15 protein-coding genes are annotated in these 15,831 nt (G+C 72.7%); 4 read left to right on the top strand and 11 right to left on the bottom strand.

What is annotated here, in order from left to right; all coding sequences use genetic code 11:
- Positions 1-157 precede the first annotated feature (157 nt).
- The 8 genes from V3N99_00290 to V3N99_00255 all read right to left on the bottom strand — a co-directional run bounded on the left by V3N99_00290 (position 158) and on the right by V3N99_00255 (position 7,479).
- A complete protein-coding gene (locus V3N99_00290) occupies positions 158-841 on the bottom strand; it encodes a lysophospholipid acyltransferase family protein (protein ID MEO3935173.1) in 684 nt (227 codons plus the stop codon).
- Positions 828-1,535 (bottom strand): (d)CMP kinase, encoded by a 708-nt coding sequence (gene cmk, locus V3N99_00285; GenBank protein MEO3935172.1) that lies wholly within the window; start codon positions 1,533-1,535, stop codon positions 828-830. The genes V3N99_00290 and cmk overlap by 14 nt, the downstream gene beginning before the upstream one ends.
- Positions 1,536-1,599: 64 nt before the next feature.
- Positions 1,600-2,718 (bottom strand): prephenate dehydrogenase, encoded by a 1,119-nt coding sequence (locus tag V3N99_00280; protein ID MEO3935171.1) that lies wholly within the window; start codon positions 2,716-2,718, stop codon positions 1,600-1,602.
- Positions 2,719-2,722: 4 nt separating this feature from the next.
- Positions 2,723-3,748 carry a pseudouridine synthase gene (locus V3N99_00275; protein MEO3935170.1) on the bottom strand — a complete coding sequence of 342 codons (1,026 nt, stop codon included), beginning with the start codon at positions 3,746-3,748 and terminating at the stop codon, positions 2,723-2,725.
- The gene (scpB, locus tag V3N99_00270) at positions 3,745-4,407 is read right to left on the bottom strand and encodes an SMC-Scp complex subunit ScpB (protein MEO3935169.1); all 663 of its coding nucleotides are present in this window, start codon (positions 4,405-4,407) and stop codon (positions 3,745-3,747) included. Before scpB ends, V3N99_00275 begins: the two co-directional genes overlap by 4 nt.
- Positions 4,400-5,368, bottom strand: a complete 969-nt coding sequence (locus tag V3N99_00265; GenBank protein ID MEO3935168.1) for a segregation/condensation protein A — start codon at positions 5,366-5,368, stop codon at positions 4,400-4,402. Before V3N99_00265 ends, scpB begins: the two co-directional genes overlap by 8 nt.
- A gap of 4 nt (positions 5,369-5,372) precedes the next feature.
- Complete coding sequence (locus V3N99_00260) at positions 5,373-6,341, bottom strand: AAA family ATPase (GenBank protein MEO3935167.1); 969 nt, start codon at positions 6,339-6,341, stop codon at positions 5,373-5,375.
- A 127-nt stretch (positions 6,342-6,468) separates the two neighbouring features.
- Positions 6,469-7,479, bottom strand: a complete 1,011-nt coding sequence (locus tag V3N99_00255; GenBank protein ID MEO3935166.1) for a site-specific tyrosine recombinase XerD — start codon at positions 7,477-7,479, stop codon at positions 6,469-6,471.
- A gap of 62 nt (positions 7,480-7,541) precedes the next feature.
- Here V3N99_00255 and V3N99_00250 point away from each other — a divergent pair, with 62 nt between their 5' ends.
- Entirely contained in the window at positions 7,542-8,027 is a 486-nt protein-coding gene (locus V3N99_00250; protein MEO3935165.1) for a nuclear transport factor 2 family protein, read from the top strand.
- Positions 8,024-8,647, top strand: a complete 624-nt coding sequence (locus tag V3N99_00245; protein ID MEO3935164.1) for a hypothetical protein — start codon at positions 8,024-8,026, stop codon at positions 8,645-8,647. Before V3N99_00250 ends, V3N99_00245 begins: the two co-directional genes overlap by 4 nt.
- Here the strand turns inward: V3N99_00245 and hisS are convergent.
- Positions 8,574-10,040 (bottom strand): histidine--tRNA ligase, encoded by a 1,467-nt coding sequence (gene hisS, locus V3N99_00240; GenBank protein MEO3935163.1) that lies wholly within the window; start codon positions 10,038-10,040, stop codon positions 8,574-8,576. The two genes, V3N99_00245 and hisS, sit on opposite strands and share 74 nt — an antisense overlap.
- Complete coding sequence (locus tag V3N99_00235; protein ID MEO3935162.1) at positions 10,037-10,735, bottom strand: MBL fold metallo-hydrolase; 699 nt, start codon at positions 10,733-10,735, stop codon at positions 10,037-10,039. The genes hisS and V3N99_00235 overlap by 4 nt, the downstream gene beginning before the upstream one ends.
- A 274-nt stretch (positions 10,736-11,009) precedes the next feature.
- On the opposite strand from V3N99_00235, the gene V3N99_00230 reads away from it, so the two are divergent.
- Entirely contained in the window at positions 11,010-11,795 is a 786-nt protein-coding gene (locus V3N99_00230) for a peptidylprolyl isomerase (GenBank protein ID MEO3935161.1), read from the top strand.
- A 3-nt stretch (positions 11,796-11,798) separates the two neighbouring features.
- Positions 11,799-13,457 carry a DUF349 domain-containing protein gene (locus V3N99_00225; GenBank protein MEO3935160.1) on the top strand — a complete coding sequence of 553 codons (1,659 nt, stop codon included), beginning with the start codon at positions 11,799-11,801 and terminating at the stop codon, positions 13,455-13,457.
- 26 nt (positions 13,458-13,483) lie between these two features.
- On the opposite strand, the gene V3N99_00220 is transcribed toward V3N99_00225, so the two are convergent.
- On the bottom strand, positions 13,484-15,787 hold the full coding sequence (locus tag V3N99_00220; protein ID MEO3935159.1) for a bifunctional (p)ppGpp synthetase/guanosine-3',5'-bis(diphosphate) 3'-pyrophosphohydrolase: 2,304 nt from the start codon (positions 15,785-15,787) through the stop codon (positions 13,484-13,486).
- Positions 15,788-15,831: the final 44 nt, after the last annotated feature.

Below are 15,831 nucleotides of genomic sequence, written 5' to 3'. Positions count from 1 at the left end.
GTGGAGTGGGTCGGGTCGGTCACGAGATCGCCTGTCGCTGCTGGAGTTCGGTGCGCAGGTGATGGTGGTGGATGGCACCCGCAGCCACCCATTGTCCCCCAGTGCGGGCCCGGTCTGCGCCACACCGTGCCGAGCAGGGCCCGCGTCGTCCCCGAGCTCAGCCCTGGGGCTCGGCCTGCGACCGGACCCCGTCGCGCAGGCTCGCCGCGGCAACCTGGCCCGCCAGCCGGTCGCGCAGCAGGTCGGTGGCGGCTGCGAGCCGGGCCCGACCGGGCACGGCGCGGTCGCTCTCGAGCTCGAACGGCTCTCCGAAGTCGATCACGACCCGCGACCGCAGCCGCGGCAGCGCGTCGGCGCTCCGGTCGGGCACCCTCGTGCCGAGGACGCACACGGGCACGATGCGGGCTCCGGTCTGCAGGGCGAGCCAGGCGGCCCCCTGGTTGACCTGCTGCACGTCGCCCCGACCCCTGGTGCCCTCGGGAAAGACCCCGACCACACCGCCGTGGGCGAGGACGGCCCGAGCTGCCGCGAGCGCGTGACGGTCGCCCGTGGTGCGGTCGATCGGGATCTGCCCGACGCCTCGCAGCACCGACCCCACGAAGCCGTGGAACAGCTCTTGCTTGACCAGGAAGGTCACCGGTCGCGGGGTGACCGACATGACGAGTGGCCCGTCGAGCAGCCCGCTGTGGTTGGCGACGAGCACCAGCGGCCCGTGGCCGGGCACCCGCTCCACCCCTCGGACCACACAGCGGTAGGCCGCGGGAACGACCACGCGTCCGACCCGCCGCCCGAGGGCTGCGCGCCACGCTGGCGCCGGGAGGATGGGCTCAGCGGCGGGCACCGACGACCGCCTCGACCACATCGAGGACTGCGGCGACCGAGCCTCCGAAGTCGAGCTCGGAGGTGTCGACGGTGACGACACCCTCACCCGCGGTCAGGAACGTCGACACCGTCGAGTCGTCGCGGTCACGGCGGACGACCTGGTCGTGGGTGGCGGCGAGGGCCTCGTCGTCGGCCGCCCCGTGCAGCTGCGTGGCCCGTCGGGCCAGCCGGGCCTCCACGCTGGCGGTGAGCAGGATGCGCACGTCGGCGTCGGGCTGCACGACGGTGGTCACGTCACGCCCCTCGGCGACGCACCCGCCCCTGGCCGCGACCGTGTCGCGGATCAGCTCGCGCTGACGCCGCACGAGGATCTCGCGCACGTCGAGGTTGGTGGCGACGGTGGAGACCGCCTCGGAGACCCGCGACTCGCGGATCGCCGCCGTGACGTCGGTGCCGTCGACGACGACGGTCACCCCCTCGGGGTCGGTCGAGAGCTCGAGTGGCAGCGCGAGCGCCGCAGCGGCGACCGACCGCCGGTCCTCGAGGTCGATGCCGCGGTCGAGGCACCACCACGTGACAGCCCGGTAGGTGGCGCCCGTGTCGACGAACCCCACCCCCAGCTCGCGGGCGACCGCGCGCGAGACGCTCGACTTGCCCGAGCCCGAGGGCCCGTCGATCGCGACGACGAGGGCAGGTCCGGCAGGCTCAGTCACGGGAGCACACCCTACCGAGCCCCCGGCTCTCCGTGCGTCGCCACCCCGCGGGCCGCATGGGGCGTCAGTCGTGGACGCGCCAGCCGCGCGCCGCCAGCGCCGTCTGCAGGTGCTCGACCGCCGTCGGCAGCACGAAGACCTCGGCCAGTCCGAAGGGCAGCCCCAAGCCGTGGTCGAGGCGCAGGTCCTCGAGGTTGACGCCCGCAGCACCGACGTCGGACAGCAGGTCCGCCAGGGCCCCTGGGGTGTCAGGAACGACCACCACGACCGTGGCGTATGCCGTCGGGCCCCCGCCGTGCTTCCCGGGGATCCGGGCATGCCCGGTGTTGCCGTCGCTGATGGCCCTCGACACCGCGGCGAGCGCACCAGGGGCGTCGCCGCCGGCCGAGTCGTGCCCCTGCTCCGGCTGCCCCTGCTCCACCAGGCCGGACAGCGCCGCGATGACGGCGTCGAGGTCGGTGCGCACCTGGTGCAGCACCTCGCGGACGGCCTCGGCGTTGCCGGCAAGGATCTGGGTCCACAGCCCGGGGTCGCTCGCAGCGATGCGGGTGACGTCGCGCAGTCCCTGGCCGGCCAGGGCCACGGCGTCGTCGCTGAGGTCGCGCAGGCGACCGGCCACGAGGCTGGCGACCACCTGGGGCACGTGCGACACGACCGCGACCGCGGCGTCGTGCTCGTCCGCGTCCATCACGGTCACGACCGACCCGACGGCTCTGGCGACCTCACGGGTGAGCTCCACGGCATACGGGCTGCTCTCGGGGGTGGGCACGACGACCCACGCGCGCCCCTCGAAGAGGTCGGCGCGCGCAGCCATCGCGCCGCTGCGCTCGCGCCCCGCCATGGGGTGCGAGCCGACGTAGCGCGAGAGGTCACCCCCCTGCTGCCGCACGGCCCGGACGACCGCCCCCTTGACCGACGACACGTCGGTGACCACGGCGTCGGTCCACCGGCGCAGCGCGTGCGCCACCACCGAGCCGGCCACGTCGGGTGGGGCGGCGACGACGACGAGCTGCGGCGGCTGGCCGGCCTCGTCGGCCAGAACCCCTGCGCCCAGGTCACGAGCCAGGCGCATCGCCGTAGGGGACGGGTCGCTCAGGGTCACCTCGAAACCCTTGCGGGACAGGGCGATCCCGAGACTCGTCCCGATGAGCCCGGTGCCCACCACCCGCACCCTCGGCGTCATCGCCTCACATCCCGGCGGCGCCGTAGAGCTGCCCGACTTCCGCGGGGGTCAGGCGCCGAGTGCGGCCCGACTTCAGGCTGCCGAGGTGGATCGGGCCGACCTGGGTGCGCACGAGCGTGATGACGGGGTGCCCCACAGCCTCGAGCATCCGCCGCACGACGTGCTTGCGACCCTCGTGCAGCACCACCTCGACCATCGCGCGGCCGGGCTGGCTGTCGACGAGGCGGAAGGAGTCGACCGACACCGGCCCGTCGTCGAGCTCGATGCCCTCGCGGAGACGACGACCGAGGTCGCGCGGCACCGGCGCGGGGATCTGTGCGAGATAGGTCTTGAGCACCCCGTAAGCCGGGTGCTGCAGCCGGTGCGCCAGGTCACCGTCGTTGGTCAGCAGCAGCAGGCCCTCGGTGTCGGCGTCGAGGCGCCCGACGTGGAAGAGCCGCTCGGGACGGTCGCCGACGTAGTCGGCCAACGAGATCCGGCCGAGCTCGTCACTCATGGTGGAGACCACCTTGAGCGGCTTGTTGAAGGCGAGGTAGACCCGTGACTCGTCGAGGTTGACCCGTGTGCCGTCCACGTGGACGACCTGTCGGGTCGGGTCGACCCGCACCCCGAGCTCGGTCACGAGGTGGTCGTCGACCGTGACCCGGCCCTGGGTGATGAGGTTCTCGCAGGTGCGGCGCGAGCCCACCCCGGCCCCGGCGAGCAGCTTCTGCAACCGCACGCCGTCGGGGTCGTGCACGTCGACCTTGGGCGCCGTGGGGCGCTGCGGCAGGCGGGTCGGCTGCCCGGGCCGGGTCGACCCCGCGAAGCTCGGACCCTTGCTGCGGCTGCGACCCGTCGGCGCCTCACCCTGGCCTGCTCTGCCGTCGCGGGCATCGCGCCCCTCGCGGCCAGCTGGCTTACCGCGACCAGCAGGCTTGCCGCTCGACCCGGCGCCGCGACCGCCACCGGCGGAGCCGCCCCGGCCGCTGCCGCCCCGGCCACCGGAGCCACCTGAGCCGCCGGAGCCGCCGCGTTGCGCGGGGCTCATGACCGCCCCTGCTCGACGAGCTCGTCGAGGGTGTCGACCTCGGGCAGGAACGGCGCGAGGGCGGGCAGGTCGTCGAGCGACCCGAGACCCATCCGCTGGAGGAAGTACGGGGTCGTGCCGTAGAGGATCGCCCCCGACTCCCCCGCCTCGTCGACCTCGGTGACCAGGCCGCGCGACAGCAGCGTGCGCACCACGCCGTCGACGTTGACCCCCCGCACCGCACTGACCCGGGCCCGGGAGACGGGCTGCCGGTAGGCGATGACCGCGAGGGTCTCGAGGGCGGCCTGGGTCAGCTTGGCCTGCTGCCCGTCGAGGAGGAACTTCTCGACGACGCCGGCGTGGTCCCCGCGGCTGTAGAAGCGCCACCCACCGCCGAGGCTGCGCAGGGTGAAGCCGCGGTCGGCGGCGGCATACTGCTCCTCGAGGGCGATGAGGTGGCCGACGACCTCGTCGACCGGCAGCTCGAGGGCCGACGCGAGGGTGACCTCGCTGATCGGCTCGTCGACGACCATCAGTACCGCCTCGAGGGCTGCGGCGGCGCCGCCGGGCAGGTCGGCGACCGAGAAGCCGCGGCTCTCCGGCTCTGCCGGGTCGCCGGGTGGGTCGCCGGGGAGGACGCCCGCGGGCGCCTCCGTCGTGAGGGTGTCGTGGTCAGCCATCGTGCGCTCCTGGCTCGGGTCCTGCGTCGGTCGGTGCTTCGGGGTCGGGCTGCTGCCCGGGTGGGGGGTCGCTGGTCGCGGCCAGCTCGTCGAACTCGTCGAACTCGTCGACCAGCACCACGTCACCGTCGTCGCGGCCGGTCCACCTCACGGTGAGCTCGCCGAGGGCCTCGGTCTGCTCGAAGACGATCGCCGCGTCCTTGAAGAGCTCGAGGAGCGCGAGGAATCTCGCGACGATGACCAGGGTGCTGTCGGCGTCCGCGACGAGCGAGCGGAAGGTGGCCGTGCGGTCGGCCCTCAGCCGCTCGACGATCAGCGCAGCCTGCTCGCGCACGCTCACCTGCACCGAGTGCAGGTGCTCGAGCCCGACCGTGGGAGCCACCTTGGGCGCGAGGGCGCGGGCCGCGACCATCGCCAGCTGGTCCGGGGTGATGCCCATGATGAGCTCGGGTAGCAGGGCGGCGAAGTGGGGCTCGAGACCGGCCTGGCGGGGCGTGAGCCGGCCCGCCGTCAGCATCTGCGCGGCGAACGCGCCGGCGACGTCCTTGTACGCGCGATACTGCAGGAGACGGGCGAAGAGCAGGTCGCGGGCCTCGATGAGGGCAAGGTCCTCCTCGTCCTCCGGCCCGCTGTGCGGCAGCAGCCGCGAGGCCTTGAGGTCGAGCAGGGTGGCGGCGACGAGGAGGAAATCGGAGGCCTGCCCGAGGTCCCACTCCGTGCCGGACCCCTGCGCCGCCTTGAGGTGGGCGATGAACTCGTCGGTTACCTTCGCGAGGGCGATCTCGGTGATGTCGAGCTTGTGCTTCGAGATCAGCCCGAGCAGCAGGTCGAAGGGACCGGAGAACACGTCGAGGTGCACCTCGAAGGTGGTCGACACCGTCCGACGCGTGAGGATGCCGCCCGGCACGGCAGCCGGGGCTGCCCCGTCGACGTCGAGGTCGACGGGCCCTGCCTGAGCCATGGCCTCAGGCCGCCCCGCCCCGCGCAATGAGCTCGCGGGCCAGCTGGCGGTAGGCCATGGACCCACCGTGCGTCGGGGCGTAGGTCGTGATCGGCTCGGCCGCCAGCGTCGCGTCGGGGAACTTGACGGTGCGGCTGATGACGGTGTGGAAGACCAGCTCGCCGAAGTGGTCGACGACCGAGCGCACCACCTCGCGGCTGTGCAGGGTGCGGCTGTCGTACATCGTGGCGAGGATGCCGTCGGTCTGGAGCCGCGGATTGAGCCGGTCGGTGATCTTCTCGATCGTCTCGACGAGCAGGGCCACACCACGCATCGCGAAGAACTCGCACTCGAGCGGGATGAGCACCCCGTGGGCGGCCGTGAGCGCGTTGACCGTGAGCAGGCCCAGCGAGGGCTGGCAGTCGATCAGGATGAGGTCGTAGTCGTCGAGGACCGGGCGCAGCACCCGGGCCAGGATCTGCTCCCGGGCGACCTCTCCGACGAGCTGCACCTCGGCGGCCGAGAGATCGATGTTGGCCGGGACGAGGTCGAGGTTGGGGGTGGCGGTATGCACGATGATCTCGCGGATGTCGCGGCGGCGGCCCGGCGGCTCGACCAGCAGGTCGTAGATGGTGGTGTCGAGCTCCTGGGCGCGCACGCCGACCCCGACGGACAGCGCCCCCTGCGGGTCGAAGTCGACGAGCAGCACCTTGCGCCCCAGCTCGGCCAGGGCCGCACCCAGGTTGATGGTGGTGGTCGTCTTGCCGACCCCGCCCTTCTGGTTGCACATCGCGATGATGCGCGCCGGACCGTGGGTCGCGAGCACCGCCGGCTCGGGGAAGTGCGGCGTCGGGCGACCGGTCGGGCCGAGCTCGCCGAGACCGACCCGCTCGGTGCCGGGCAGGACCGACCCGTGGTCACCACGGTCGTCGCCCCGCTCACCGAGGCCCTCGTCAGTCAGGGCCTCGTGCGTGGGGTTCACCTCGGCGGTCACGTGCTGGTCAGCTCTCGGTCGTCGGTCGCGCGGTCGGTCAGCATCACGCTGATCACCTCGACACTATCAGCGGCAGGGCCCCCCGCCGGGACGTCACGGCGTGCGCGCCATCGGGTCGACCAGCGGGTCAGCGGGCCCGGGGGTGGGACACGGCATACACCTCGCGCAGTCTCTGGACCGAGACCATCGTGTAGATCTGGGTGGTCGTCACCGACGCGTGCCCCAGCAGCTCCTGCACCACCCGCACGTCGGCCCCGCCGTCGAGCAGGTGCGTGGCGAAGGAGTGGCGCAGCGTGTGGGGAGACAGGTGACCCGCGAGGCCGGCGCGGGCGGCCGCCGACTGGATCACCGCCCAGGCGCTCTGGCGAGACAGCCGGTCACCGCGCTGGTTGACGAAGAGGGCTGGTGTCCCGCGGCCCCGGCGCACGAGCTCGGGTCGGCCTCGGACGCGGTACGCCGCCACGGCCTCCTGCGCGTAGCGGCCGACGGGCACGATGCGCTGCTTGTCGCCCTTGCCGTGCAGGCGGACCGAGCCCGTGCCGGCTGCTGGTGCGGGGTCGTCGAGCTGGTGAAGCTGGTCGAGCGGGTCAAGCTGGTCGAGGTCGTCGAGGTCGAGGCCCACGGCCTCGCTGATCCGGGCCCCCACGCCGTAGAGCACCTCGATCAGCGCCCGGTCGCGCAGCGCGAGCGTGGGCTCTCCCCCGGACGCCCCCTCGAGCAGGCGCTCGACGTCGTGCAGCGGGATGGCCTTCGGCAGGCGCGACGGGGGGCGAGGGGGGCTGACGTCGCCCGCGGGGTCGGTGCTCGTGGTCCCCTCGAGGGCGAGGAAGCGGTGCAGCCCGCGCACCGCGACCAGGGTGCGTCCCGCCGACGCGGTCGACAGCGGAGCCCGGTCGGGCGACCCCTCCCGCAGCGAGGCCAGGAAGTCCGTGACGTCGCGCTCGGTGACCCCTGCGGCCACGACGATGCCGCGCTCGGCGAGGAACGCGGCATACCGGCGCAGGTCGCGGCGGTAGGAGCTGAGGGTGTTGACCGCGGCCCCCCGCTCCACCTCCAGGTGGTCGAGCCAGCCTCGTACCTCACGCTCCAGGGCTGTGGGGACGGAGGCCTCGACGGGCACGGGTCGCGTCGAGGGCACCTCTCGAGGCTAGCGTGACGGCTGCGGCCCCGACCGCTCCCCCACCACACCGAGGAGCCCCGATGACCCCCCTCTCGCAGGAGACCGACGCGGTGCACGAGATCCCGGCGCCGGTGCGTGCCTGGCACGCCGTGGTCGACGCCGTGGACCCGACCACCCGCGACGCCCTGCTCGCTCGGCTGCTCGCCCCCGAGGTCGTCTTCCGGTCGCCGGCGGTGCACGCACCGGCGCAGGGCCGTGACCTCGCCACGGCCTACCTGAGGGCGGCGATGACCGTGCTCGGCCCCACCCTGCACTACGGGCGGCAGCTGCTCGGTCCGCGCAGTGCGTGCCTCGAGTTCCGCGCCGACCTCGACGGCGTGCAGGTGCACGGGGTCGACCTGCTGGCCTGGGACGAGGGCGGTCGACTCGTCGAGTTCACCGTGATGGTGCGCCCGCTGCGCGGTCTGCAGGCGCTCGTCTCCCGGATGCAGACCCAGCTGAGCGCCGGTCCCGACGCCTCCGAGGCCCCCGGGGCCCACGACGCCCGCCGGGAGGGCCCCGCGTGAAGGTCTACTCCGACCTGCCCCGGCGCCGGGCCGCGCAGGTCGCGTCCGATGCGCTCACCCTCGGGTGGGTCGCGGTCTGGGTCGAGGTGGGGCGCACCGTCCACACCAACATCCTGTCGCTGCAGGGCACCGCCGACCAGCTCACTGGCGCCGGGACCTCCTTCGGCGCGAACATGAGCGGTGCGGCCGAGCAGCTGGCCAGGGTGCCCTTGCTCGGCGACGGGGCGCGCAGACCCTTCGACGGGGCCGCCACCAGCGCCGCACAGCTCGCACAGGCGGGACGCGACATGCACACGGCCGTCGACCGGATGGCCGTCGTCCTCGGTCTGACCGTCGCGCTGGTGCCGATCCTGCTGGTCGTCGGCACCTGGCTGGCCCTGCGCGGGCGCTTCGTCTGCCGGGCGAGCGCCGCCCAGCGCCTCATCGACGCCGACGCCGACCTCGACCTCTTCGCCCTGCGGGCGATGGCGCGCCAGCCCATGCACAGGCTGGCGGCCATCAGCGACGACCCCGCAGGAGCGTGGCGCGCTGCCGACCCCGAGGTCGTCAGGCGCCTGGCTCTGCTGGAGCTGCGCTCGGCGGGTCTGCGCCCGCCGGCCCCGGCGCCGGGGCGCGGATGACCTCGGGGCGCAGGTCTGCCGCCGGGCACTGCCACGTGGCGGCCTCGGCGGGTACCTGGGCGCCGGAGCGGATGTCCTTGACGGCGTCGCCGTCGCCGCTCTCGTCGCCCGGGAACCAGACGTAGGGGATGCCGCGACGCTCGGCATACCGGATCTGCTTGCCGAACCGGGCCGCGCTGGGGGCCACCTCGCACGGGATGCCGCGTCGACGCAGCTCGGCCGCGACCGACGCCGAGCGCGGCCGGTCGGCGTCGGTGTTCAGGGCGACGAGGACGGCGGCCGGCGTCTTGCGCGACGAGGTCAACAGCCCCTTGCCGATCAGCAGGCCGAGGATGCGCGAGACCCCGATCGAGATGCCCACCCCCGGGTAGGTGGTGCGGCCGTCGCTCGCCAGGGCGTCGTAGCGCCCGCCCGAGCTGAACGATCCCCACGCCTCGAACCCCACCAGCTGGGTCTCGTAGACGGTGCCCGTGTAGTAGTCGAGACCCCGGGCGATGCGCAGGTCGGCGACGATCCGCCCCGGGGCGTGCTCCATGCCCTGGATGATCACCGCCGACAGGGCGGCGAGGCCGAGGTCGAGGGTGGGGTGAGTCAGGCCCAGGGAGCGCACCCGCTCGACGAAGCCGAGGTCGGGGGTGCGGATCTCGGCCAGTGCCAGGGCGGTCGTGGCCTGCTGCGACGTGGCGCCCGCCTCGATCAGCAGCCGGCGCACCCCCTCGACGCCGATCTTGTCGAGCTTGTCGACGATGCGCAGGGTCTGGGTCACCCCGACCGACTCGTCGAGCCCCACAGCCCGGTAGATCCCCTCAGGGATCATGCGGTTGTTGACCTGGATGACGAAGTCGCCGACCGGGAACCGCGAGAACACGTCGGCGATCACGAGCGGCATCTCGGCCTCGAAGTGCCCGGGCAGCTCGCCGACGTCGACCACGTCGATGTCGGCCTGCCAGAACTCGCGGTAGCGGCCCTCCTGCGGGCGCTCGCCCCGCCACACCTTCTGCACCTGGTAGCGCCGGTAGGGGAAGTCGAGCCGCCCGGCGTTCTCCAGCACGTAGCGGGCGAACGGCACGGTGAGGTCGAAGTGCAGGCCCAGCTCGCTCTCGGCCGCAGCCCGCTCGTCGCCGCGGGACGCGAGCCGGGTGACGCCGTAGATCTCCTTGTCGGCGTCGGTGCCCTTGCCGAGGAGACGCTCGACCGGCTCGACCGCTCTGGTCTCGAGGGACGAGAAGCCGTGCAGCTCGAAGGTCTCGCGGATGACGTCGAGGAAGCGCTGCTCGATGATCCGCTCGGCGGGCAGCAGCTCGGGGAAGCCGCTGAGCGGGAGCACCTTGGTGACCCTCGCCGGCTTGGGCTTCGCGGACCTGGCGGGCTGGTTGGGCTGGTTGCCGGTCATGCCGTCAGTCCTTGCAGGTAGGGGTTGCTGGTGCGCTCTCGCCCGATGGTGGTGGCGCTGCCGTGACCGGGCAGGACGAGCACGTCGTCGCGCAGCGGCAGGACGACGTCCCGCAGCGAGCGCGTCATCGCGCCCGGGTCGCCACCCTCGAGGTCGGTCCGCCCGATCGAGCCGGCGAAGAGCACGTCGCCGCTGAGGCAGGTCGAGGCCACCTCGGCGCCCTCGAGGCCGTCGGGGACGCCGGGCAGGGCGAACATCACCGAGCCCTCGGTGTGCCCCGGTGCGTGGAGGACCTCGACGTCGAGCCCGGCGAGCTGCAGACGCTCGTGGTCGTGCAGGTCGACGACCCGCTCGGGCGACCGCCAGGTGGCCGCCGCGCCGAACTGGCGCTCGAACATCGCGATCAGCGGAGGGGACACCGTCGCCATCAGGTCACCGAGGCGGTAGCGGTCGTCGGCGTGGATGTAGGCCGCCGTCGCACCCCCGCAGACCGGGGTCACGGACCACACGTGGTCGATGTGGCCGTGGGTGAGCAGCACGGCTGCCGGCCGCAGGCGGTGCTGGGCAAGCACCTCGGCGAGCTGCTCCTCGACCCCGATACCGGGGTCGACGATGAGGCACTCCTCTCCGGGGGCCGGCGCGAGCACGTAGCAGTTGGTGTCGAAGGCGGCGGCCGGGAAGGCGACGGTGAGCACGGGCCCGAGGATAGTGACCGTGGCCGACAGGCTGACCTGCACCCTGGGCGCAGGCCGCATCGTCACGCAGTCGTGATGCCCGTCTCGACCCCAGCCGCTGCGCACCACCGAAGGGCCTGCCTAGACTGGCGCCCGTGTCCGGCGCCGTGCGCCGCGCCCGGAACGCGAGGCGGACACGGCAGGGTAGGGCAGGTGGGTGTGGCCCAGGACGGGACACGGTCGCCGAGGCAGGACAGGCGCGGGCACGAGGCCCGCGCAGAGGAGAGGCCAGTTCGTGCGTGACAAGCAGGCGATCTTCGCCGTGATCGGTGTGGTCCTCGTGGTGGCGGTCTTCATCGTCGGTGCCAACGTGCTGACGAACCGCACGTCGCCGGCGGCCACCGCTGACCCGACGACGTCCGCGACGTCGACACCGACCGGGGGGGCGACCTCGGCGACGCCGACACCCACCGCGACCCCCAAGGTCCTCGCCGGGTGCACCGCCGTCCCCCCGGCACTGACCGCTCCCAAGAAGCTCACCGGGACGCCGGACCTCGGTGCCGCCAAGGGCAAGATCTTCACCGCCACGCTGAGCACCACCTGCGGACCGATCACGGCCGAGCTCGACGGCACGAAGGCCCCGATCGCGGTCTCGTCGTTCCTCTTCCTCTCGCAACAGGGCTACTACGCCTCGAGCCCGTGCCACCGCCTGACCGGCAAGGCGCAGGGCATCTACGTACTGCAGTGCGGTGACCCGACGGGCACGGGCAGCGGCACCGGCCCGGGCTACCACTACGGCGTCGAGAACGTCCCGGCCAACGACGTGTACCCCGCGGGCACCCTCGCCATGGCTCGCAAGTCGGGCGACCCCAATAGCAACTCCGACCAGTTCTTCATCGTCTACAAGGCCACGACGCTCCCGAAGTCGGGCGACGGCAGCGGCTACACCGTCTTCGGCAAGGTGACGGCCGGGCTCGACATCGTCACCAAGATCGCTGCCGCGGGGATCAACCCCGGCGACCAGACCTCGCCCCTGGCTCCCATCAGCCTCACCGGCACGTCCGCGAAAGTGAAGGGCTGACCCGTGACCGACGCCATGTCGACCGACGAGACACACGCCGAGCCGGAGGCGGAGACGCCGACGGAGACGCAGCCCGTGACCGAGACGGAGACCGTGCCCGAGCCCGACGTACCGGCGGAGGCGGCGGTCCCGACCCCGGCCGAGCCGGAGGCGGCCGTCGAGCCCGCGCTCGAGCCCGAGCCCGCGGTCGAGCCCACAGTCGAGCCCGAGCCCGTAGTCGAGCCCGAGCCCGTAGTCGAGCCCGAGCCCGAGCCCGAGCCCGTGCCCACAGTCGAGCCCGAGCCGGCCCAGGTCGACGTCCCGGCGGCGGCGGTCCCGACCCCGGGCGAGCTGGTGGCGTCGCACCCCACCCCCTCCGCGGGTCCGGTGCCGAGCCCGAAGATGTTCGCCCGACCGCACGCCGCTGCCGCTCTGCGCCAGTTCGGTCGCGTGGCCGACGACGGCGTGGTCTTCGTCCTCCTGCCCGGCGGCGGCGAGCGGGAGGTGGGCTCCTACCCGGGCGCCAGCCCCACCGACGCCCTGGCCTACTACGGGCGAAAGTACGACGAGATCGTCGCGGCGGCCGACCTGCTGCGCCTGCGCCTGGCGCAGGCCGAGGTCTCGGCGAAGGACGCCGAGGAGAGCTACGCCAAGCTCGTCGAACAGGCCCACGAGCCACGCGCGGTCGGTGACCTGGTGGCCCTGGAGGCCGCGGTCGCCGAGATCGGCGAGTCCATCGCCGGTCGCAAGGAGGTCGAGACCGCCGCCCGTGCGGCGGCCCGCGAGGAGGGCCGCGCCCATCGTGAGGCCCTGGTCACCGAGGCCGAGCAGATCGCCGGCCAGCCTCTCGAGCGCATCCAGTGGAAGAGCAGCGGAGCGCGTATGCGCGAGCTGCTCGACGAGTGGAAGCAGCACCAGCGCAGTGGCCCCCGGCTCGACCGCACCTCGGAGTCGGCGCTGTGGCAGCGCTTCAGTGCGGCCCGCAACGGCTTCGACCGGGCGCGTCGTACGCACTTCGCGCAGCTCGACGGACAGCAGTCCGAGGCGAAGACGGTCAAGACCCAGCTCGTGGCTGATGCCGAGCGACTGGCGTCGAGCAAGGACTGGGCTCCGACTGCCACCGCCTTCAAGCGCCTGATGGACGACTGGCGTCAGGCCGGACGCGCCGGCCGGGCCGACGACGACGCGCTCTGGGAGCGGTTCCGTACGGCCCAGGACGCCTTCTTCGCGGCCAAGGACGCAGTCGTCGCCGCCGAGGAGGAGTCGTTCCGCGGCAACCTCGAGATCAAGGAAGCGCTGCTCGTCGAAGCCGAGCAGATCCTGCCGGTCTCGAACCTCGACCGGGCCAAGGCCTCTCTGCGCAGCATCCAGGACCGCTGGGACAAGGCGGGCAAGGTGCCCCGGGCCGACCTCGAGCGCACCGAGAAGGCGATGCGTCGCATCGAGTCGGCCGTGCGCGAGGTCGAGGACCGCAAGTGGTCGTCGAGCAACCCGGAGGTCGCCGCCCGCGCCCAGTCGCTCGTCGTGCAGCTCGAGGCCGCGGTCTCAGGTCTGCGGGACGACCTCGCGAAGGCAGAGGCCTCGGGCAGTGCCGGCAAGGTCGAGAAGGCCCGGGCGGCCCTGGAGGCCCGTGAGGCCTGGCTCGCGCAGGCGCGCGCCGGTGTGGAGGAGTTCGGCGGCTGATCCCCTCCCGCCGGCCTGGGGAGGGTCTAGGAGGGGACGGTGGCCTTGCCGCCGGTGATGCGGTAGACGTCGAAGACGCCGTCGATCTTGCGCACCGCGCGGATCACGTGGTCGAGATGGCTGGGCTCGCCCATCTCGAAGGTGAAGCGCGACAGCGCCACCCGGTCGCGCGAGGTCTGCACCGAGGCCGACAGGATGTTGACGTGCTGGTCGGACAGCACCCTCGTCACGTCGCTGAGCAGGCGCGCCCGGTCGAGGGCCTCGACCTGGAGCTGCACGAGGAAGATGCTCGAGCTCGACGGAGCCCACTCGACGTCGATGAGCCGGTCGGGCTGAGCGAGCAGGGTCTCGATGTTGGTGCAGTCCCGACGGTGCACGGACACCCCGCTGCCGCGGGTGACGAAGCCGAGGATGGGATCGCCCGGCACGGGGGTGCAGCACTTGGCCAGCTTGACCCACACGTCGGCCGTGCCCACCACCACGACACCCGGGTCTCCGCCGCGCCGCGCCCGCGTCTTGCTGGGCAGGGTGACCTCCGCGAGGTCCTCGCTGGCTCCCTCCTCGCCCCCGAGCGACGTGACGAGGCGCTCCACGACGTGCTGAGCCGAGACGTGGCCCTCGCCGACGGCGGCATACAGGCCGTCGATGTCAGGGTGGCGCAGCTCGGTGGCGATGACGGTGAGGCTGTCGGCGGTCATCAGCCGCTGCAGGGGAAGCCCCTGCTTGCGCATCGCCTTGGCGATGGCCTCCTTGCCGGAGTCGATGGCCTCCTCGCGGCGCTCCTTCGAGAACCACCCGCGGATCTTGTTGCGTGCCCGTGCGCTCTTGACGAAGCCCAGCCAGTCCCGGCTGGGACCGGCGCCATCGGCCTTGCTCGTGAGGACCTCGACGACGTCGCCGTTCTCGAGCGTCGACTCCAGCGGCACCAGCCGGCCGTTGACCCGGCCGCCGATCGTGTGGTGGCCGACCTCGGTGTGGACGGCATACGCGAAGTCGACGGGGGTGGAGCCGGCCGGCAGCGAGACCACCTCGCCCTTCGGGGTGAAGACGTAGACCTCACCGCCGTTCATCTCGAAGCGCAGCGAGTCGAGGAACTCACCCGGGTCCTCGGTCTCCTTCTGCCAGTCCATGAGCTGCTTGAGCCAGGCCATGTCGTTGGAGGGGTCGTCGTCGCGACCGCCCGGCTCGCCGTCTTCCTTGTACTTCCAGTGCGCAGCGACGCCGTACTCCGCCCGGCGGTGCATGGTGTGCGTGCGGATCTGGATCTCGACGGGCTTGCCGCCGGGACCGATGACCGTCGTGTGCAGCGACTGGTACATGTTGAACTTCGGCATCGCGATGTAGTCCTTGAAGCGCCCCGGCACGGGGTTCCACCGCGCGTGCAGGGCCCCCAGGGCCGCGTAGCAGTCGCGCACGGTCTCGACGAGCACGCGGACGGCGACGAGGTCGTAGATGTCCTCGAAGTCGCGGCCTCGCACGATCATCTTCTGGTAGACCGAGTAGTAGTGCTTGGGACGGCCGGTCACCGCGGCCTTGATCCGCGCCCCGCGCAGGTCCTCCGTGACCTGGCTCCGGACACCCGCGAGGTACTCCTCGCGCGCGGGTGCGCGCTCGGCCACCAGCCGCACGATCTCGTCGTAGACCTTGGGGTAGAGCTGCGCGAAGGAGAGGTCCTCGAGCTCCCACTTGATGGTGTTCATGCCGAGCCGGTGCGCCAGCGGAGCGTAGATCTCGAGGGTCTCGTGCGCCTTGCGCTCGGCCGACGCCCGCGAGACGTACCGCCACGTGCGCGCGTTGTGCAACCGGTCGGCCAGCTTGATCACCAGCACCCGGATGTCACGGGCCATCGCGACGATCATCTTGCGCACGGTCTCGGCCTGGGCGGCCTCCCCGTAGGTCAGCTTGTCGAGCTTGGTGACGCCGTCGACGAGCACCGCGATCTCGGTGCCGAAGTCACCCCGCAGCTGCTCGAGGCTGTAGGACGTGTCCTCGACCGTGTCGTGCAGCAGAGCGGCAGCCAGCGTGGTCGGCGTCATGCCCAGCTCAGCGAGGATCGTCGTGACCGCGAGGGGGTGCGTGATGTAGGGGTCGCCGCTCTTGCGCATCTGGCCCCGGTGCGCCAGCTCGGCGACCGTGTAGGCGCGCTCGATCACTGACACGTCGGCCTTGGGGTGGGTGCTGCGCACCGTCTGGAGGATGGGCTCCAGCACGGGGTTGCCCGCGATCCGGGGGCCGCCGAAACGGGCCAGCCTGGCCCGCATGCGCAGTGGCGACGCCCCCGACGTCGTGGACGTCGTGGGCGGCGTGTCGGAGCGGACCTCCTCACTCATGAACGAAGTGTAGTCGGCCTGCTGCTCCGCCCGGACGGGTGCCG

It is taken from the genome of Dermatophilaceae bacterium Soc4.6, from assembly GCA_039889245.1.
GTDB lineage: Bacteria > Actinomycetota > Actinomycetes > Actinomycetales > Dermatophilaceae > Lapillicoccus.
This window is presented reverse-complemented; position numbering and strand designations above follow the sequence as displayed.